The following is a 19,589-nucleotide window of genomic DNA, read 5'->3' on the forward strand; positions in this document are numbered from 1 at the left end:
GATATTGATGAACACGAAGCGCCTCATCCTCCTCCTTGGTGGCATCAACCTGGCGCTTTATGCCTATTTGTACCAATACGAGCCGATTCAAGGCTTCTGGTTGGACTTTCTTCTTGATGTTGAGTTCCCTCTTTGGGCTTTGCTGTCCACCTACTGGCTCTATCGCGTTGCGCAAGCCTATCAGCCGGGCGAGAAACCACGCTTGATTTGGCTCACGTTTGCCAGCGGTTTGGGCGTTTGGTCCCTTGCCGAACTCATCTGGATGTATCTTGATCTCGTTCCATATGCAGACAGTCCTGTCCCCGCTATCACCATAGCCGATATTCCCTGGTTTGGGGGGTATCTCTTCTTCTTTGTCTCTTTTTGGCTTCAATATGTGCGTCTCAAACGCGGCAACCTCTCTGCGCTCCGTCATCGTTTCATGCAAGGCGTCCTTTTCATCGCCATCGTGACAACGTTGCTTGCGTGGCTCTTACAACGCAGTGGTTCAGACCTTCCTTTATGGCAACTCTTTATCCTTGCGTTCTACCCCGTCGCAGATTTGGCTTTAGGCATTGCAGCTCTCCGCCTCTGGCGTTCGTTTGGGCGTGGGCGTTGGGTCTATCCATGGATTGGCTTACTTGCCTTTGTGCTTGGCGATATTCCCTTCACACTCCTCGGCGCATTTGATTATTTGCAAGAAGAACCATGGCTTTTACTAGCCGATTTGACATACCTCGCCGCCTATGTTTTGCTCGCTTATTTCTGCTATCACCTGTATGCCCTTTTTTACAGCGAAGACGATGCGTTGGTATAACTTCCAGTGTGAACAGCAACGCCAGGTTCAAAGCCTGGCGTTTTTCTTTTCTGCACATTTTCTCATCAACGCAACAATCATGTTTATTGTGTTCTCCATTCGCTTCATGGTACAATCATTTGAGGGGACGTAAACTGAATGAAGGGGGCTTTTCCATGCGTATCCTGGTTGTGGACGATAACAAGCCGGCCGTCAAACTGACCCAATTCGTCTTGTCAGAAGAAGGCTTTGAAGTGCGTACAGCCGACAACGGCCGCGATGCGTTGCGTATCGTCGAAACCGAACCGATTGACCTCGTTGTGCTCGATGTGATGATGCCGCACATGGACGGCTTCGATGTCTGCCGCCGCATTCGCGCCATTTCGCCGGACACCGCCGTCATTTTCTTGACCGCCAAAGGCGAACTGGAAGATAAAGTGCGCGGTCTGCAAATTGGCGCTGACGATTACCTGACCAAACCGTTTGAACCAAGTGAACTCGTGGCACGCGTACAAGCCGTCTTGCGCCGCACACTCCGCACACGTGAATTTGAAGCCAACAGCATCATCGAGCATGGCGGGCTGCGGCTTGACCCCGTCGCCAACCAATTGACATTGCCCGACGGCAAAGTCGTTGACTTGACGCCCATCGAATCGCGTTTATTGCACGCCCTGATGCGCAACATAGGGCGCGTATTGACGCACGAGATGCTTTTGGAAGCGGGATGGGGCAGCAACTACATCGGCTCCAACAATCAAGTAGCGGTCTACATCCGGCGGCTGCGCGCCAAAATGAACGATGATTCCGAAGAACCGCGCTACATTCAAACCATTCGCGGCGTCGGCTATCGTTTTGAACCGCAAGAATAAGACAAAAGCGAGTTGAAGGAAGGACAATGAACGCGTCTTCACGCGCCGTTTACCTCATGCACATCGAACGCCGTATGGCGCTCCTGACGCATTGGGGCTTGATGGCATTAAGTGCATGGCTTTGGTGGCCTGAACGTCAAGCCCTGCTTGTGATGGCGTTTTTGTTCGTGCTCGTCATCTCCTTCGTCACACTGCGCCCGCCACAAGGATGGTCACGGCGGCAGGTGTTTGTCTTTTCCTCAATCTCGTACATCGCCGACGTCTTGTTGGCGGCACTGGCAAGCGCTGCGCCGGCGGCTGATTTCTCGCTCAGCGCCCTGCTCATGGGGATGCTCTTCATTCGCGCCATTCCCCTCACGCCAATTCACCTCTGGCCATTAGCGCTCCCCATCCTGTTTTGGCCCCTCGCGCTGCTCAATCACGCCGCATCCATCACGTGGTCGCCGGAAACATTCGTCGCCCCCTTGCTGCTCTCCGGCATTGGCGTTGGGCTAGCCATCTGGTACCGCCAAGCCGTGATTGACCGTGAAATCTTGCGGCGCGATTTGCAATGGCTGGAAACGCAACACGCCCAACAGCAAGAGCGCATGCACCAAGTGACGAACCGCCTGGCGCGTGAATTGCTGGTTCTGCGCGGCTTGCGCGAGGGCGCACGTGCCATTTCGGGGCAGATTGCCTTTGGCAAACAACTCGACATGATTGCCCGCAACGCGGCGCTTTCTCTCGGCGATGCCACCGTCTTCATCGCGCTTCCTGTGAGCGCGGAAGAAGTGCGTATCCGTGCCACCAGCGGCCACATTGAAAGCGGCGCCCTGGCGACACTCGAATACCTGGCGCAAGAAAGCATCCGCACCATGACACCCATCCGAAAACCCGCCACCATGTCGCTGGGCGGCCCCTTCGTCTGCTTGCCGCTCACCACGGCAGATGTCCCCATTGGCGTCATCGGCGCGCTGGGAAACGAAACCCGCTTGGGGTTCAGTGAAGAAGAAATCGAACGCTTGAGCGCCTTTGCCGACCAGGCGGCACTCGCCATCACCCAAAGCCGCCTGTACGAAGAACTGCGCGAAGCCAATACCGACAAAGAGCAACGCCTGCGCCAACTCGAAGCCATTTACGAAGCCGCCAAAGCCGCCGTCTCTGTGCTCGAAAGCGGCGAACTCATGCAACGCCTGCTGCAACAAATGGTCAACGCCATCCAGGCCGACGCCGCCGCCGTCTTCATGTACGACAAAAACGACGGCGACTTGCGCCGCGCTCCCGAAGCCGCCATTGGACCACTGCCCCCCTTCCCCAGCATGAGCGAGCCCATGTGGATACGCGCACTGAAAACCCAAGAGCCGGTGCTCGTTCTGCGGAGCGAAGAAGGCACCCACCCCGGCGACCAGGTCGCCCAAGCGTGGGGAATGGCCACCTATATGGTGATACCGCTTGTGGGGCGGCAAGAATCGCTCGGCGTGCTGTACGTGGCGCGCCGCGAACACGCCGCCTTCACGCCGCAAGACCGCCAACTTGCTGAAAGTCTCGCCTCATTCGCGGCGACGGCGCTGGAAAATGTGGACCTGTATCGGCGTCTCCATGCCCAATGGAAACAACTGCGCGGCATTGTGCAAAACATCGGCGATGGGCTGATTGTGATTGACCTGGAAGGGCGCATCCTGCTTACCAATCCCACCATCCATACCGTGCTCGAACTTGATGAAGCCGCCTTTGAAGGGCGCACCCTGCAAGAGATTCCACAACTGCGCGGGCTCCATACACTCGTCACCAACGTATTGACAACCCTCGACCGCGACCCCCACATGGGGCGCGTCACCGTTTCTTACGGTCCACATCGCCCCAAACGCATTTTTGAAGCCGTTGTCAACCTGATGACCGACGAAAACGACCAGCCTACAGGTGTTGTGGCCACGTTGCGCGACATCACCGCCAAACATGAACTGGAAGAGATGAAATCCAACTTCGTCAGCGTCATCTCGCACGAATTGCGCACACCACTGCACTCCATCTCTGGATTTATCAAAGTCATTCTCGACGGCAAAGCCGGTCCCATCAACGACTTGCAGCGCGATTTTCTGGAAACCGTGCGCGACCAAACACAACATCTCTACCGGCTCATTGAAGATTTGCTCGAATTCAACCGCCTGGAATCGGGGCAAATTCAACTGCACCTTGAACCAATCGCTGTGAATACTCTGCTCTCCGAAACACTCGAAATCTTCCGCCCCGAAGCCGAACAGCGCTCAATCGAACTCAAACTTGCGACGGCGCGTGGCTTGGGGCTTTTGGAAGGCGACCGCGGGCGTTTACGTCAAGTGCTGAGCAACCTCATCAGCAATGCGCTCAAATTCACGCCGAGCGGCGGCACGGTTGAACTGGGCGCTAAAGACGAAGGCAAAAGCATCCTCATCTGGGTGCGCGACACCGGCATCGGGATTCCACCAGAAGAACAAAAACGCATCTTCGACCGCTTCTACCAGGTGGATAGCAGCCTTACACGCGAACACCGCGGCGCCGGTTTAGGCTTAGCCATCGCCAAACACATTGTCACGCAACATGGCGGCGAGATTTGGGTGGAAAGCGAGGAGCAGAAGGGAAGCACCTTCTTCGTGCGCTTGCCGCGCGAAGTGCCCAAGAGCGAGCCGGTGCTGGATTTTGCGAGCCTGACAAGCCCCAAGAAAAAACAGCGTGACGCCTAGCGCAAGTCCACTCGTTCTCACGAACGAAGAACAAACAAGGCCAGGCGACACCCCAAGCCCAGCAACATCACGGCGAGCCACGTCACAAGCAAGCGCAAGTAGGTTCGATAGCGCTTGCCTCCATACCGTTCGAGGAGAACATCCAGCGTTGTGTGCCCACGATAGAGCACCCATAAGCCCATACCCAGCAATAAACCCGCCACAACCAATTGCGTGATTGACATGTTTCGGCTCCCTTGATGTGTTGCACGCCACTCTATGCAATGCAACCGCTCTGTCAATCTCATGCACTTCGCAAAACGTACACCACGATTGTGATTCAGAACCTGTTTACAAAATTGAATGTTTCTTCTACAATGCATCCGCCCACACAAACAATCAAACAAAACCAATGGGGGGAGAGATGCCAGGCACAATTCCCGCACTTCTGCGCCGTAACGCCCAGATGCGCCCCAACGACCCTGCCTACTACGAAAAAGTCAACGGGGCATGGGTTCCCAGCACCTGGTCGGAATACTGGCAACAAACACGCCGTGCGGCAGCGGCGCTGGTTGCGCTCGGCTTCCAACCAGGACAGACGGTTGGCATTTTGGGTTTCAATCGCCCTGAATGGACGATTTCATTGTTGGCGGCACAAGCGGCCGGCGGAGCGCCTGTTGGCATTTACACAACAAACTCTCCCAGCGAAGTACAATACATTCTCCATCACGCCGAATCGCCTGTCGTCGTCGTCGAAAACCAGCATCAATTAGACAAAATTCTCGCTGTCTGGCATGAATTGCCCCACCTCAAATATGTAGTGCTCATGCGCGGCACCGACGCCCCCGACGATGAACGCATCCTCACATGGGAAGGCTTTCTGGCGAAGGGGGGCACGGCCGAAGAAGAGGAAGTCGAGCGACGTGTGGACGCCCTCAAACCAGAGGATTTGGGCACGCTCATCTACACATCCGGCACCACCGGACCGCCCAAAGGCGTCATGCTTTCACACAGCAACCTGGTACGCACATCGGAGATTGTGAGCGGCATGTTCGGCACTGGTCCCGGCGACACGTCGCTTTCGTATCTTCCGCTCTCCCACATCGCCGAGCAAATGTTCTCGGTGCATGGCGCCATCACCAGCCAATACACCATTTACTTTGCCGAATCGCCGCAAAAGGTGGCCGACAACCTGCGCGAAGTCCAGCCCACAATTGTGTTTGGCGTGCCGCGCGTCTGGGAACGCATGTACCAGGGCGTGAAAGAACGCTTGGGCGAAGCGACCGGCGCACGCAAAAAACTCGCTGAATGGGCGATGGGTGTCGGCGCGCAAGTCACCGCACTGCGCAACCGTGGGCAAGAACCCAGTGGCTTGCTGGCTCTGCAATATCGCCTGGCGGAACGCCTCATCTTCTCCAAAGTGAAAGCCGCCCTCGGGTTGAGCCGCGCGCGCATTTGCGCTTCGGGCGCTGCGCCCGTTTCCAAAGACCTTTTGGAATTCATGGGCAGCCTCGACATCATCATCTACGAAGTGTATGGGCAATCCGAAGGGTGCGGCCCCACCACATGGAACCGACCAGGACAAACCAAGTTTGGCTCGGTTGGCAAACCACTCCCCGAAGTCGAAGTCCGCATCGCCGACGACGGCGAAATTCTGGTCAAAGGGCCTAACGTCTTCATGGGCTACTACAAAGACCCCGAAGCCACGGCGCGCACGCTCGTTGACGGCTGGCTCCATTCGGGCGATTTGGGGCGCTTTGATGAAGACGGCTATCTCTACATCACCGGGCGCAAGAAAGACATCATCATCACCTCAGGCGGCAAGAACATCGCGCCCGCTAACATCGAAACCGCCCTCAAACAACTGCCGCTTGTCGCCGATGCGGTGGTCATAGGCGAAGGGCAACGCTACCTCACAGCCCTCATTTCACTGGACATGGAAGCGGCGCAAAAATTCGCCGAAGAGCACGGCATTCAAGAGCGCGAAAATCTGCACCTGCACCCCACCATTCTGAAAACCCTCGAAGAAGGCATCAACCAGGTCAATCAGCAATTTGCCCGTGTGGAACACGTCCGAAACTTCCGCGTTGTGCCTACGCCCTTTTCCATTGAAGGCGGCGAATTGACACCGACGCTGAAAGTCAAGCGCAACGTTGTGATGGAACGCTACGCCGAACTCATCCGCGAAATGTACAATGAAGCGTAAAACGCCCCGCAGCGCAGAAGCGCCTGCCGCAAACGGCAGGCGCTCGCCGTCTTTTGGCAAACAACCCTGGCGAGGAAACCATGCCACTCGTGCGCACACCTGAGGATTTGCAATCGTACCTGGAACAACACGGCATCGAAGCACGCCTTTTTCGCCCAGCGGGCGAAACCCCCACTGTCGAAGCCGCCGCACGCGCCATTGGTTGCACGCCCGAGCAAGTCATCAAGTCGGTGCTCTTCATGGTCAAGCGCAATAACAGACGCGAACCCGCGCTTGTCCTTGTGGCTGGCACTGCCCCTATCTCGTACCGTGCTTTGGGAGAGGTGTTTGGCGTGGGGCGTAAAAAGGTTCGCATGGCAACCCCTGATGAAGTGATTGCCTACACCGGCTATCCCGTTGGGGGCGTGCCGCCTTTTGGACATCCCCAACCGTTGCCAACATTTGTAGATCAAACCGTACTTGCCCAACCCATCCTCTACGCCGGAGGTGGTGACGACCGCACAATGATGGAAATCAGCCGGGAGACACTTCTGCGTATCACCCGCGCCACTGTCATTGACGTGACATCGGCGTCATAAGCCCAAAGGAGTTTTGTATGCCCACCTTGCTCATTCGCAACGCCACCATCGTCCCCGACCCCGCCAATCCCGAAGCCGCCTGTTTGCCGGGCTATTCTGTTTTGGTCGAAGGGGAAACCATCAGCGCCATTGTGCCCGATGCCGACGCGCCCACCACCGCCGACGAAGTGATCGAAGCGCATGGGCGTCTCCTCATGCCGGGGAACATTTGCGCCCACACCCACTTTTACGGCGCATTTGCGCGCGGTATGGCCATTCCCGGCCCACCGCCCCGCGACTTCCCGGAAATTTTGCGCCGCCTCTGGTGGGCGCTCGACAAGGCGCTTTCGCTTGAAGATGTGCGTCTGAGCGCCCTCGTCTGCCTGGCGGACGCCATTCGGCATGGCACAACCACACTGATTGACCATCATGCCAGCCCCAACGCCATTGACGGCAGTTTGAGCGTGATTGCTGAGGCGGTCGAAACAGCGGGGGTGCGTGCCTGTCTCTGCTACGAAGTCAGCGACCGTGACGGGCGGGACAAGGCATTGGCGGGGATTGCCGAAAACGTGCGCTGGATTCGCGAAAGCCGCCAACGCGGTTCGACACGTCTGGCCGGCACATTCGGCTTGCACGCCGCCATGACACTCAGCGACGCCACACTGGAACGCGCCGTCGCCGAAGCGCAATCCCTCGGCGTTGGGTTTCACATCCACGCCGCCGAGGGACCAGCCGACCAGGAACACAGCCTGGCGACGTATGGCGAACGGGTCATCGAACGCCTGCACCGCCTGGGCGTGCTCGGGCCACAAACCATCGTGGCGCACGCCATCACCATTGATGCGTGGGAGATGGGCTTACTCCGCGAAACAGACACCTGGGTCACGCATCAACCCCGTTCCAACATGAATAACGCCGTGGGCGTGGCGGATATCCCCACCATGTTGCGCGGCAATATGCGGGTTGGTTTGGGCAATGATGGCTTTGCCTTCGATATGTTCGAGGAAATGAAAACCGCGTATCTCCTGCACAAAGTGCACCGGCTCGATCCGCGCGTCATGAATGGCTATGAAGTAATGCGCCTGGCGTACACCAACAATGCCGCGTTGGCGGGGCGCTTCTTCCCCCGCCCCATTGGGCGTGTCGCCGTAGGCGCCTTTGCCGACCTCATCCTGCTCGACTACGCCCCTTACACCCCATTGACAGCGGGCAATGTTCCCTGGCATATCCTGTTTGGCATTCGCGGGAGTCACGTCACCCACACCATTGTCGGCGGGCGTGTATTGATGGCTGAGCGGCAACTCCGCACACTGGACGAAGCCGCCATTGCCGCAGAAGCGCGGACACGTGCGCCCGAGGTCTGGCAACGCTTTGAAACGTTCAGCCGCTACACCTGACCATGGGATATTCGCTGCGCACAATAGAACATATCGCGCACCGTCGTTGGACGATTCTGTGCACTCTCTTCCCCGGGTGCACAGAAAGTCTCACGAGCGGCCGGTTGGTTCCCACTGCCATCCAGCGCGCTGAAGATAGAATGCCAACAAGTCGGTACTCTCCGGCTCATGTCCAAGCTGCGTCAACAAAGCCGCAACTTCACTGCGGTGATGTGTCGAGTGATTGGCGCAATGCAGGATCACTTGCCAGCGTGGCAAGGCATATGGCTGTCCGCGCATGTTTGTCCAATGAACGATTGCAGCCAGATCAGCCTCACTCAAATTCACGAGGTAGGCCCGTCTCTCTTCACTCAATGCCGCCCAACGCTCGCGCATCACCGATATCGTCGGCGCCTCGCTCGGCGAGAGCATTGTCTTTGGCGATAAGCCTTGCCACCGTGCAAACCATAACTCCTCCGCACCCAAGATGTGGGCCAGCGTAAGATGGACAGACCCGAAGCCAGCACCAACCTCCCGCGTGAACTGCTCTTGGGTCAAATCTGCGGCGGGCTTCAACAGGCGTTGATTGACCCAATCGCCATACTCGTACAAGGAAATCAGATGTTCTTTCATACCTCTGTGTCTCCTTTCACTCGCCAACGTTTCGATGTCAAAAATCCGCGCCACTATTCCGTAGGAATCAGCCGCCTCATATGCGGCCTGTTCGACAACTGCACTTGAATGCTCGCTCTGCACGTTGAATGGGAAAACGAAGAGCAGTATAACAGATGCTGCCACATACGGTATACACAACACAGAAAACAAAAACGACCGCGTGGTTGCACGCGGTCGTTTGCTATGAGGTGGAGATGGCGGGAATCGAACCCGCGTCCGGAGAGTTGACCCAGAGGCATCTACAGGCTTAGCCCGGTTGTTTGATAGTCGCGGTCGTGGCTGCCCAACCGGGCAAGGCTACCACGCCGCCAGCCGCTCGATCTTTCGTTGGGCCTCGCGGCACCAGCCCAACGGCACCCCGGCTTTGTGTCGCCTGCTCAGCACCCGCCGGGGTGGGGTGCTGGCAGACGTCGCCGCGATTAGGCGGCGAGGGCGAGTTGAGGTTCGCCAGTTATCTTTATGTGCCCGTTTTTAAGAGGTCGGGCGCCTCTGCCTGCAGCCCCTGGGCTGCCCTCCCCGTCGAGACCATTCATCCCCAGGGCATCAACAAAGTATACACCAAAATGCGATATTGTCAAGATTTTTTGCTTTTTTATTTTCAAAACAGATTGAAACAAAGTCACAACAACAAGGGCGTCATGGTTGAACACCAGGCGCTTTGGTTGACGTAGGCGCCGCATGCCGAGGTACAGCACGCCCTTCACCTCGCCGGTAGGCGCGCACAACATGCCGATTGTGCCAACCTTCCGGTAAACCAATCGGATAACCGTACATCTTGGCAACGTCTCCCGTGAGACGAATGATTGGAATCAACGCCGCCGCCACCGCCAGGCGTTTCCAACCCAAAGCGTGGCGCATACGCCACAACCGTTTGTACGGCGTGTAGAACATCGCCGCCGCACCAAGCGCCAATCCGCCAAACCCCAGCGTGGGGTTTTTCTTCATCCCCACCCACGTCAGGAGAGGCGCCAGCACCCCATACGTTCCATATCGAATCAGGTGGCGCAACGGCCACAGCAACCCCTGCCCGTCGCCATAGGCATAGTTGCGATACTGGCGAGCAAAAGCGCGGAGAGAGGGGCGCGGTCGAAACCAGACGATGGCGTCCGGTTCATACACGATACGAAAACCGCGTGCCATCACCGCAAGGTCGAACAACACATCTTCCGAATAATCCGCCCACTCCGGGTAGCCGCCAACCGCTTCCCACACCGACCGCCGAAACGCGACACTCCGGCTGCTCGGCATAAATCGCCCACGCCCCATTTCCTCGCGCGCCGGCAAGGTCGCCGCCGCCAACGCATACTCAAACGTTGTTTGGGGGTCGGGCAAGAAAAAGCCGCTCACAAAGTCTGCGGATTCAGGGGGGGCAAAATGGCGCACCAGCCGCGCCAACCATTCGGGGTCAAGGCGCACGCCGGCGTCAGTCACGGCGATGAGGTTGTGGCGCGCTTCGGCAATCGCGCGGTTGCGCCCCCGGCTGATATTCGCTCCCGGTTCAACAAACAGCCGCACGGGCAACCCCAAGGCACTGCTCAGGCGGTCAATAATGCGCACCGTCTCATCTGTCGAACCGCCGTCCACAATCACAATATCATCAGGCGGGACTGTTTGCGCCGCAATGGAATGCAACAGCGGGGCAATAGACTCGCCTTCGTTCAAAACCGTAAGAATCAGGCTTACCGGCTCGCTCATCAGTCCGCCCACTCCCCATCAAGTTGGGTCAGTGCCACCGCCAGCCGCGCCGCCATAGTGGCATTATTGCGGAGCAAGGCTTCATTTGCCCGCAGCGTTGCGCCCTCGCTGATACGCGCCAAAGCGTCCAACAACGCCGGTGTTACATCGGCGCCTCGAATGTTCCGCGCCGCCAATTCTGCATTGGCTGCCGCCAAAAAGCGGTTGAACGCCGCCACAGGCACTTCATGCTCCGCGGGAACCGGCACCGTTACCAAAATACCGCTTTCGCGCACCGTGAGGTGAACGCCGACAATGGATGCCGCGTCCTCAGGGGTTTCGACACGCACATCAACAGGCAACTCCGTCAGGCGGGAGAAGAAGGCGGGAAACACATCGGTTTCCACGCCCACCACAGGGATGCCCCACGTTTCCAGCCATTCGCGCGTGCGTCGCAAATCCAGAATGGACTTCGCCCCACTGCACACCACCGCAACCGGTGTCTGCGCCAGGGCGGGCAAATCACTGCTTACATCCCAATCATCCCCCCGGTGTACGCCGCCAATGCCGCCGGTCGCCATCACATCAATCCCCACCCGCGCCGCGCACCAAATCGTGGCGGCCACGGTGGTTGCCCCCACGCCTTTGGAAGCCAGCACCAGGCTCAGGTTCGACAAATTCACTTTCTCGACGCCCGGCTCAGCCAGCTGCTCCAACTGCGCTTCGGTCAAGCCGACATGCACCGCGCCATCGAACAGCGCAATTGTCGCCGGCACCGCACCAGCGGCGCGCACATTGGCTTCCATTTCGCGGGCAATTTCCACATTTTTGGGATACGGAAGCCCGTGCGCAATCACCGTACTTTCCAGAGCGACAACCGGTTGGTCGTTCGCGAGGGCTTCACGCACTTCTTCAGCGATGACAAACATGGCTTCCCCCTCATCTCACAAAACTAAGTGGTCGTACAACTGTTCGAGCGACAAATCGGGCGCGACCGTCTCGGTACTGCGCATTGTCAAGGCCGCGGCGCTTGCACCTAGCCGCACGGCTTCATCCACCGGAAAATCATTCAGCAAGCCAAACACAAGTCCCGCGGTGAAAGCGTCCCCCACGCCGGTAATATCCACCACATCGCCCCCTAAAGCGGGCACCCGCCCCGATTCTCGCCGTGTCGCATAGACCAGCCCCTCACTGCCCAACGTAATCACCGCCATACGCACACCGCGCGCCACCAGTTCACGCGCGGCCGACATGGCTTCATCATCATCGCGAATGGGATGCCCACACAACACTTCCGCCTCAGCAACATTGGGGGTGATAATCCAAATATCGCGCAAGTGCGGCAACAAACGGGGCGCCAAAATCGTCGAGGTGGGGTCGGCGCAGAGCATAATGTTGTGGCGGCGGCACAATTCAGCAACTGCCTGCAACGTCACCGGGGGCAAATTCGCGTCAACAATCACAGCGCGGGCATCGCGAAACCAGGCGCGGCGCTCCTGAATGTAGGCGGGGGACAGCAAATAAATCACCCCCATATCATCAATGCTCCACTCCGGTTCGCCCCGGTGGTTCAATACCGCCAGATACGCGCCCGTCCGAAATTCAGGTGAAACGAGTACCTGGCTGACATCCACGCCTGCCTGCGCTGTTCGTTCGATGAGAAAGGGGCCAAAGTCGTGCGCCCCCACCGCCGAAAAGAGGGCAACGCTCATTTCAAGCCGCGCCAAATTTTCAGCGATATTGCGCGCCGTGCCCCCCACCTGAACACGAATCACGCCCGGCACCGGGCTCCCCGATTCAGGCTTGGTATGAATGCGCGTTTTGATATCGAACGCCGACGCCCCAATGACCAGCACATCATGCGCACTTGCAGGCATGCAACACCCTCTCACTTCATTCGTTGTACGGTTTTCCTCCAAAGACACGCAGGCGCGTGTCGTGCTTCCACGTACAGAGCAGGCTTGGGCCGGGTCTCCATGTGGCTGAACAGAGACAGGTGGGCTTTATCGGCGAATCATTTCATACTCACAGGCTTGGGAAATAGACATGCGGTGCATTTCAATCATGCTGGGCTCTATCATACCCAAAGACATGCCTGCGGACAACTCCAAGCCGACGCCAATGCCGTTTGAGCCGCCAATGCTGCCACATGGTTTGTCCACTCACCCACCAAAACCCAATGGTATAAAGCATCAGAAACGGCAATGCGCCCCAACGCCCCTGTACCCAGGCAAAACCGGTTGTCACAAACGCATACCATCCCAAAAGCGCCTCGACGAGCGTCCACATATCGGGCGCGATGGTGTAGGCAAAAGGTGTCAAGCCACGCGCATCGGCGGCGCCTGTTTTGGGTGTGCGCTCAAAAACACCGCCCTCTCGCCAGACTCCTTCCCAGACAGCACGGGCATTGTTCAGCGCCATACCAAGCCCCAAAGCCATCAACAAAGGAAGCCAGGTCAGCCGCCGCCGCCAGGTGCGGGGGTAGCCGTCATATTGCGCGACAGCGTAGAGCAACGGGGCGCTCATGCCCAACACGCTCAGCCAGATAGGCGGCATGCCAGCCGGCACCGGCCAGCCCGCCGCCATCAGCGGTAATGAGAGCAACAACAAAACCAACATCGCCGGATGCACCGAATAGCCGGTCAAGTGCAACGTGGCGGCAAGTTTCACGCGCCACGGGACAGGGGCACGCCACACAGCGGGCAGCAAGAGACGCGCCGCCTGGATTGAGCCTTTCGCCCAGCGGAATTGTTGCCGCTTGAAAGCCGCCATCTGCATCGGGATTTCTGCGTGAGCGATGATCTCCGGGCTATAAAGCAGCCGCCAGCCGCACAACTGTGCGCGATACGATAAATCCAAATCTTCGGAAAGCGTGGTTGCACGCCAGCCGCCGGCATCCTCTATGCAGACACGCCGCCATACCCCCGCCGTCCCATTGAAATTGAGGAACAAACCATGCGCATGACGCGCCACCTGCTCCACCAGGAAGTGACCATCCAGCGCGACCGCCTGCGCACGTGTCAAAAGCGACGCAGTATCGTTGAGATGCCCCCAGCGCGTTTGCACCAACCCGATGCGCTCATCTTGCATCAACAGCGCCACCGCGCGCCGCAACCAATCCGGCGGCGGCACAAAATCAGCATCGAAAATGGCAATGCACTCGCCGTGCGCCATCTGCAATCCAAATTGCAGCGCCCCCGCTTTGAAATGCTCGCGGTGCGGACGGCGCACGTGCATCATATTGACGCCCCGTGCCCGCCAAAAAGTCACCCGTTGGGCAACAATCAGGCTGGTTTCATCCGTCGAATCATCGAGCACCTGAATTTCCAACTGCTCGCGCGGGTAATCGAACTGCGCCACAGCATCCAAAATGCGCGCCGCCACCGCGCGCTCGTTATACAAGGGAATCTGCACCGTGACGCGCGGCCATGTGGTTGGGGGCGCAACAGACGCCTGCCTTCGCCGCCCCCGCCGCGAGAGCAACGTCAACAGCAAGGCATGCGCGCCATAGAGCGCCAGCCAGGTCGCTATGCCGATGTAGAGCCACGCCAGCACTGTCGTCAAGGTCGTCATACGAATACGCCATCGCTATTTGTGTCATCTGGAACAAACGGCGCGGATTGTAGCATGCGCCCTTGAAGCGGCAAACCTTGTTCAACAGCACTCAGACAGGCGCACAAGGCGATTTGACAAAACATCAAAAGCGCATATACTCGCCGACCAGATGAAGGTTGGTGACTTTCGCGGTGGGGGTACACCCGGTCCCATCCCGAACCCGGCAGTTAAGCCCACCAGCGCCGATGGTACTGCGCGGGCAGCCGCGTGGGAGAGTAGGTCGTCGCCAACCTTCTTTTTTTGTTTTTCAACGCCAAGCACGACACCCGTCGTGCTTTTTTGTTTTGTTGCGTCCCACACGGCATACGTGTTATAAATGGAAAGAACCCACTGCTTTTCCACAGGAGGCTTTATGAGCAAACTCACGCACTTGGATGAAGAAGGGCGCGCCCGCATGGTGGACGTCGGCGCCAAAGATGATACCGAACGCATCGCGATTGCCCGTGGACGCATCACCATGGCGCCCGAAACATTGCGTCTTATTCGCGCCGGGCAGATGAAAAAAGGCGATGTCCTCGCGGTGGCAAACGTCGCCGGCATCATGGCGGCGAAACAAACGCACACGCTTATTCCCATGTGCCATCCACTTTTGCTCACCCACGTAAGCCTGACCTTCACGCTTTCTGATGAGACGAGCGATCCGGCTTTCATTGATATTGAAGCGACCGTAAAAACCCGTGGAAAAACCGGCGTCGAAATGGAAGCCTTGACCGCCGTTTCAGTCGCCGCCCTGACCATCTATGACATGGCAAAAGCCGTTGACCGCGCCATGCGCATCGGCGAGATTCGATTGGTACGCAAAAGTGGGGGCAAAAGCGGGGATATTATCCTCGAATGAACCGACTGCTTCACAGCGTCAATTGCCACACATGCACCTTCCTTGTATGATGAAACGAGAGAGGAAATTGAGCGAGCCAAAACCCTATGTCACGTCAACGATCGCGTGAACATATTGATCAACTGATCGCCGAATGTACGCAACAGAGCAATCGCTTTTTCAAAGATGGGAAAAGCGATAATGAAGCCTGCTTTGAACTCTTCCGGCGCGCCATTGTCCACCGCAACCAAACAGCATGGGAAGCCATTTACCAGCAATACCACAAACTCGTCCGCTACTGGATTCAACATTGCAGTAGCGCCTACTTTTCACAAGAAGAGGATATCCAAAGCCTCGTCAATGCCACTTTTGCCAAATTCTGGCATTCGATTTCCCCTGAAAAATTTGAGCAATTCGACTCTCTGCGGGCGCTGTTAGGCTATCTCAAACTGTGCGCCGGCAGTGTCACGACCGATCGCATTCGACGGCAAAAGTATCAAAAACTTCTGACCGATTTGGAAGAAATTCATACGCTTCCTTCAAATGAAGATATCGAGCAAACAACACTTGATAAAGCCGCTCGCCAACAATTCTGGGACTACATTCAAGCCCAACTCAAAAATGAAGATGAATGGTTCGTGATTTATCATATGTTTGTCCTGGGATGGAAACCGCGCGATATTCACAAACACTACCCGCAACGGTTTGCTGATATTCAGGATATTTATCGCATCAAACGCAATGTACTTGACCGATTACGTCGCTCGGAAGATCTGCGCAAGTGGATGACAAACTAAATTTTTTAAGATACTGGCGCACAAAAGGCATAGTTAGCCACGTTTAGTATGCCGAAGGATACGATATCCTCGTTATCACGAAGTAAAAGGAGTTTTGTATGACTTGCTCGTTTCTCGACACACTCACCGATACCGTCTTTGAGCATCTTGTGTCTGGGGATATTCCCGAAAATGTGCGCCATCATCTGGAAACATGTGAAAGTTGCCGTACACACCTTGCGGAAATAGCGTCCCTTTCATCTTTTGCCCAACGTTATTTGTACCGTGTCGTCTGTCCTTCCCCTGATGATCTGGCACTCTTTGCCGACGCCCCACACCATTTCTCACAGGAAGAACAAACGCGCATTCAACACCACCTCGACCAGTGTGTTGAGTGCCGCACCGAATACGAACTGCTTACCGAAATGCTTGGATTGCCGTTGACGCTTCCTTCCTCAATGGACCTTGGCACGACCATACGCACGATTATCGCCCGCTTGCGCCCTACATCTGCTTCCAGCATGAGCCCTACGATGGCTTTGCGCGGCGCGGCATTGCTCCCGGAAGGGTTGGTGTACGAGACGGATGATGTGCTCATTGTGTTAGACCTGGAACGTGAACACAACGCGGCTTTTTCCCTCAGCGGGTTCATCTCTTCCAAAGAAACGGACCAGCTTGTTTTTGAGGGGGTGAATGTCCATCTTCGCCACAATGGTGAAATCCTGCAAACCACCACGATTGACGAGTTTGATACGTTCGTTTTCTCCAATGTCCCACCGGGAATGTATCACCTGGAACTCGAGCTGCCAGACGCACGCATTCTCATCGAAACGGTTGAAGTTGCCTAATGTTCCAGCGTTCGACGCCAAAAGCCCCGCATCAGCGGGGTTTTTTGTTGCGAGTGCGTTTTTCCCCATGTTTGCTTCATCTTCCAAATTTCATATAATTCGCCGCTGGGCTGGCGCCCGATAAGCCTGCCCATTTTTGTTTGTCTTGTCGTTGACTTTCTGCTCAGGTGTGTGCCACCTGGGCCATCATGTCCAAAGAAAGGAGAGGAACAGTGTCCAACATTCGACGGTACGAATTGTATATCGTGCTGCGTCCCGATCTGGACGACGAACAGCGTGAAGCCTTCATTGAAAGCCTCAACGCGTTCGTCGGCGAGCAAGCCGGGCAAATTATCTCCACGCAGCGGTTGGGCAAGCGCCGCCTGGCGTACCCCATCCAGCACTTGCTCGAAGGCTACGACGTTCTCTACGAACTGCTTTTGCCGGCACCGGCTCCGAACGCCATCGAAGCCCGTCTGCGCCTGAGCGAAAACGTGTTGCGCTACCTGCTGGTGCGCCGCGACGACCTGCCGCTTGACGCCGGCGCCGTCGAAGCGGTTGCCCGCCAGGCTGAAGAAAAAGCGCAAGCCGATGCCACCGCCGCTGAAGCCGAAGCGGAAGCCGCTGAAAGCGAAAGTGCCGAAGCAACCGAAGACGAGACGACGACCGAAGTAAGCGAACCAGCGGTCGCCGAATCTGAAACGAGTGAGGAGTAAGAACCATGGCCTACTACCGACGGCGACGAGCACGCAAAGTTTGCCAGTTCTGCGTGGACAAAGTCTCTTACATTGACTACAAAGATACCGATACGCTCTGGCGCTACCTGACGCCGCAAGCGAAGATTCAACCGCGCCGCAAGACCGGTACGTGCGCCAAGCACCAGCGCATGCTGGCACGCGCCATCAAGCGCGCGCGACACTTGGCGCTGCTGCCCTTCACCGGCGATCACATTCGCCTGTACGGTAGCGGCAGCGGAGAATAACGCACCATGCCGTAACGGGGTCTGTCGTGTCTCATGGAGCACGGCAGACCTTTTTTTATCCCACGAACCGCAAGAGGAGTAAGAGAGGATTATGGCGAAGCGAAGAGAAGAGCAACCACGTGCGCCAACCCGCAAACAACTTTCACGCGCCCAAAAAGAAGCCGAATTGCAACGCCGTATCATTCTCGGTTCGGCGTTTTTGCTGGGAGCCGTGATCATTATCCTGCTGGCCGGCTTCCTCTACGACCAACTGGTTGTACCGCGTCAGCCCATCGCGACCGTCAACGGCACCACCATCCCGGTCGAAGCCTACCAAAAACGGGTCAACTACGAGCGGTATCGCCTGTTTAGCGCGATTGACCGCACCGGAAAACAGTTGCTCCAATTCAACCCCAATGATACGAGCGTGGCGTTTTTGCTGAATATGTACAGCCAACAGCTCGACCAGCTGATTCAGCAATACCAGAGCATCCCGCTGGATGTGCTCGAAACGATGATCGAAGAGACGTTGATGCGTGAGAAAGCGGCGGAGCTGGGCGTAACCGTCAGCGATGAAGAAGTTGAAACGCGCTTGCGCCAAATCATCGCCACCCAACTCAACGCCATCACGCAGGCGGATGCCGACGCGACGGCAACAGCCGTGGCACAACGCGCCGCCACGCAAACCGCCGAAGCCGCCGCCGCCACACCCACGCCGACCGAGACCATCACCGAAACCGAAAGTATCACCACTACCGCGCCCATCACACCAACGGCAACGCCGTTCCCCACCCCGACGCCGAACATTTTGACCGAAGAGGCGTACCGCACGGGGCTGGAAACCTACTTGAAGAACACGAACGCCTTCTTCGACTTCACGGAAGCCGACCTGCGTGAGGTGGTGTACAACGAAGTCCTGCGCGAGAAGGTGCGCGAAGCGGTGATTGCCGATGTGCCCACCGAAGAAGAGCAGGTCAATGTGCGCGCCCTGCTTCTGCCGGATGAAGAGACCGCCAAGCAAGCCTTGGAAGAATTACGCGCAGGCAAAGAAATGGAAGCCGTCGCCAACGAATTGTCTGCCACCTTTGCCGGCGATTTGGGGTGGGTGAGCCGCGGGCAAACCGTGCCCGAATTTGAAGAAGCGGCGTTCTCACTGGAACCGGGCGAAATCAGCGAACCGGTGCAAACAGATTTTGGCTGGCACATTATCGAAGTGCTGGAACGCGATGAAGAAAACGACCGCGTGCATGTGCGCCACATTCTTGTGGAAACCGAAGAAGAAGCCCAACAAGTGCGCGAACGCCTGTTGAACGGTGAAAACTTCGCCGACGTGGCGCGCGAAGTATCGCAAGATGCCGGCTCGCTGGAAGGTATCCGCCCCATTAACCTGGGGTGGATTGTACGCGATCAGGAAGGCATTCCTGAGGATATTCTCAAAGCCGCGTTTGAGTTGTCGGCGGGTGAATACAGCGAACCATTGCCGCTGGGCGATGGGCGCTACGTCATCCTCTACGTGGTTGAGGGTCCCGAAGTGCGCGAACTGCCCGAAGATGTGTTGCGCCAGCGCCAGCAAAACGCGTTTGAAACTTGGCTGGCGAAAGTGAAAGGCGAAGCCGAGATTGACCGCAACTGGGACGAAAGCAAAGTACCGGATGATCCCTTCGCCGATGACATCGCGCTCATTTTGCAGAACTTCCAGAACTTGCAGCAAGCCTTGCAACAGGCACAGCAGCAACAACAATCAGAAGCGACGCCGACACCAGCCCCCTAATGGGCATTGAGG

General features: G+C 57.1%; 18 protein-coding genes, 1 rRNA gene and 1 other RNA gene. 13 read left to right on the top strand and 7 right to left on the bottom strand.

Annotated features, from left to right (window positions below):
* Positions 1 to 7: 7 nt before the first annotated feature.
* The 3 genes from SE16_RS08345 to SE16_RS08355 all read left to right on the top strand — a co-directional run bounded on the left by SE16_RS08345 (position 8) and on the right by SE16_RS08355 (position 4,343).
* The gene (locus SE16_RS08345; protein WP_054491615.1) at positions 8 to 796 is read left to right on the top strand and encodes a hypothetical protein; all 789 of its coding nucleotides are present in this window, start codon (positions 8 to 10) and stop codon (positions 794 to 796) included.
* A gap of 155 nt (positions 797 to 951) precedes the next feature.
* The gene (locus tag SE16_RS08350; protein WP_054491614.1) at positions 952 to 1,644 is read left to right on the top strand and encodes a response regulator transcription factor; all 693 of its coding nucleotides are present in this window, start codon (positions 952 to 954) and stop codon (positions 1,642 to 1,644) included.
* Positions 1,645 to 2,339: 695 nt separating this feature from the next.
* Positions 2,340 to 4,343 (top strand): ATP-binding protein, encoded by a 2,004-nt coding sequence (locus SE16_RS08355; RefSeq protein ID WP_407922990.1) that lies wholly within the window; start codon positions 2,340 to 2,342, stop codon positions 4,341 to 4,343.
* 17 nt (positions 4,344 to 4,360) lie between these two features.
* On the opposite strand, the gene SE16_RS08360 is transcribed toward SE16_RS08355, so the two are convergent.
* Complete coding sequence (locus SE16_RS08360; protein WP_054491612.1) at positions 4,361 to 4,567, bottom strand: hypothetical protein; 207 nt, start codon at positions 4,565 to 4,567, stop codon at positions 4,361 to 4,363.
* Between the two features lie 179 nt (positions 4,568 to 4,746).
* Between SE16_RS08360 and SE16_RS08365 the strand changes: the two genes are divergently transcribed.
* From SE16_RS08365 to ssnA, 3 genes are all read left to right on the top strand, one after another.
* A complete protein-coding gene (locus SE16_RS08365; protein WP_082373746.1) occupies positions 4,747 to 6,528 on the top strand; it encodes an AMP-dependent synthetase/ligase in 1,782 nt (593 codons plus the stop codon).
* Between the two features lie 80 nt (positions 6,529 to 6,608).
* Complete coding sequence (locus SE16_RS08370) at positions 6,609 to 7,106, top strand: aminoacyl-tRNA deacylase (RefSeq protein WP_054491610.1); 498 nt, start codon at positions 6,609 to 6,611, stop codon at positions 7,104 to 7,106.
* Between the two features lie 17 nt (positions 7,107 to 7,123).
* Positions 7,124 to 8,482 carry a putative aminohydrolase SsnA gene (gene ssnA / locus SE16_RS08375; RefSeq protein WP_054491609.1) on the top strand — a complete coding sequence of 453 codons (1,359 nt, stop codon included), beginning with the start codon at positions 7,124 to 7,126 and terminating at the stop codon, positions 8,480 to 8,482.
* Between the two features lie 90 nt (positions 8,483 to 8,572).
* On the opposite strand, the gene SE16_RS08380 is transcribed toward ssnA, so the two are convergent.
* The 6 genes from SE16_RS08380 to SE16_RS08405 all read right to left on the bottom strand — a co-directional run bounded on the left by SE16_RS08380 (position 8,573) and on the right by SE16_RS08405 (position 14,383).
* On the bottom strand, positions 8,573 to 9,094 hold the full coding sequence (locus tag SE16_RS08380) for a DinB family protein (RefSeq protein ID WP_054491608.1): 522 nt from the start codon (positions 9,092 to 9,094) through the stop codon (positions 8,573 to 8,575).
* 228 nt (positions 9,095 to 9,322) lie between these two features.
* Positions 9,323 to 9,673, bottom strand: a transfer-messenger RNA (tmRNA) gene (gene ssrA / locus SE16_RS08385).
* A 99-nt stretch (positions 9,674 to 9,772) separates the two neighbouring features.
* Entirely contained in the window at positions 9,773 to 10,831 is a 1,059-nt protein-coding gene (locus tag SE16_RS08390; protein WP_082373743.1) for a glycosyltransferase, read from the bottom strand.
* Positions 10,831 to 11,739: a pseudouridine-5'-phosphate glycosidase gene (locus SE16_RS08395; protein WP_054491607.1), complete on the bottom strand. Its 909-nt coding sequence runs from the start codon at positions 11,737 to 11,739 to the stop codon at positions 10,831 to 10,833. Before SE16_RS08395 ends, SE16_RS08390 begins: the two co-directional genes overlap by 1 nt.
* Before the next feature lie 15 nt (positions 11,740 to 11,754).
* Positions 11,755 to 12,687: a carbohydrate kinase family protein gene (locus SE16_RS08400; protein WP_054491606.1), complete on the bottom strand. Its 933-nt coding sequence runs from the start codon at positions 12,685 to 12,687 to the stop codon at positions 11,755 to 11,757.
* A 181-nt stretch (positions 12,688 to 12,868) separates the two neighbouring features.
* Positions 12,869 to 14,383, bottom strand: coding sequence for a glycosyltransferase (locus SE16_RS08405; protein ID WP_054491605.1), 1,515 nt, complete (start codon positions 14,381 to 14,383; stop codon positions 12,869 to 12,871).
* A 157-nt stretch (positions 14,384 to 14,540) separates the two neighbouring features.
* Here SE16_RS08405 and rrf point away from each other — a divergent pair.
* The 7 genes from rrf (at position 14,541) to SE16_RS08440 (ending at position 19,577) form a co-directional block, all read left to right on the top strand.
* Positions 14,541 to 14,657: ribosomal RNA gene (gene rrf, locus SE16_RS08410) — 5S ribosomal RNA — on the top strand.
* Between the two features lie 120 nt (positions 14,658 to 14,777).
* Entirely contained in the window at positions 14,778 to 15,263 is a 486-nt protein-coding gene (gene moaC / locus SE16_RS08415) for a cyclic pyranopterin monophosphate synthase MoaC (RefSeq protein WP_054491604.1), read from the top strand.
* Between the two features lie 86 nt (positions 15,264 to 15,349).
* Complete coding sequence (locus tag SE16_RS08420) at positions 15,350 to 16,039, top strand: sigma-70 RNA polymerase sigma factor region 4 domain-containing protein (RefSeq protein ID WP_054491603.1); 690 nt, start codon at positions 15,350 to 15,352, stop codon at positions 16,037 to 16,039.
* 98 nt (positions 16,040 to 16,137) lie between these two features.
* Positions 16,138 to 16,866: a hypothetical protein gene (locus SE16_RS08425; protein WP_054491602.1), complete on the top strand. Its 729-nt coding sequence runs from the start codon at positions 16,138 to 16,140 to the stop codon at positions 16,864 to 16,866.
* Between the two features lie 212 nt (positions 16,867 to 17,078).
* Complete coding sequence (gene rpsF, locus SE16_RS08430; protein ID WP_054491601.1) at positions 17,079 to 17,561, top strand: 30S ribosomal protein S6; 483 nt, start codon at positions 17,079 to 17,081, stop codon at positions 17,559 to 17,561.
* 5 nt (positions 17,562 to 17,566) lie between these two features.
* Positions 17,567 to 17,827, top strand: coding sequence for a 30S ribosomal protein S18 (gene rpsR, locus SE16_RS08435; protein ID WP_054491600.1), 261 nt, complete (start codon positions 17,567 to 17,569; stop codon positions 17,825 to 17,827).
* 91 nt (positions 17,828 to 17,918) lie between these two features.
* On the top strand, positions 17,919 to 19,577 hold the full coding sequence (locus tag SE16_RS08440) for a peptidylprolyl isomerase (RefSeq protein WP_054491599.1): 1,659 nt from the start codon (positions 17,919 to 17,921) through the stop codon (positions 19,575 to 19,577).
* The last annotated feature ends 12 nt before the right edge of the window (positions 19,578 to 19,589 follow it).

The sequence above is a fragment of the Ardenticatena maritima genome (genome assembly GCF_001306175.1).
Classification (GTDB): domain Bacteria; phylum Chloroflexota; class Anaerolineae; order Ardenticatenales; family Ardenticatenaceae; genus Ardenticatena; species Ardenticatena maritima.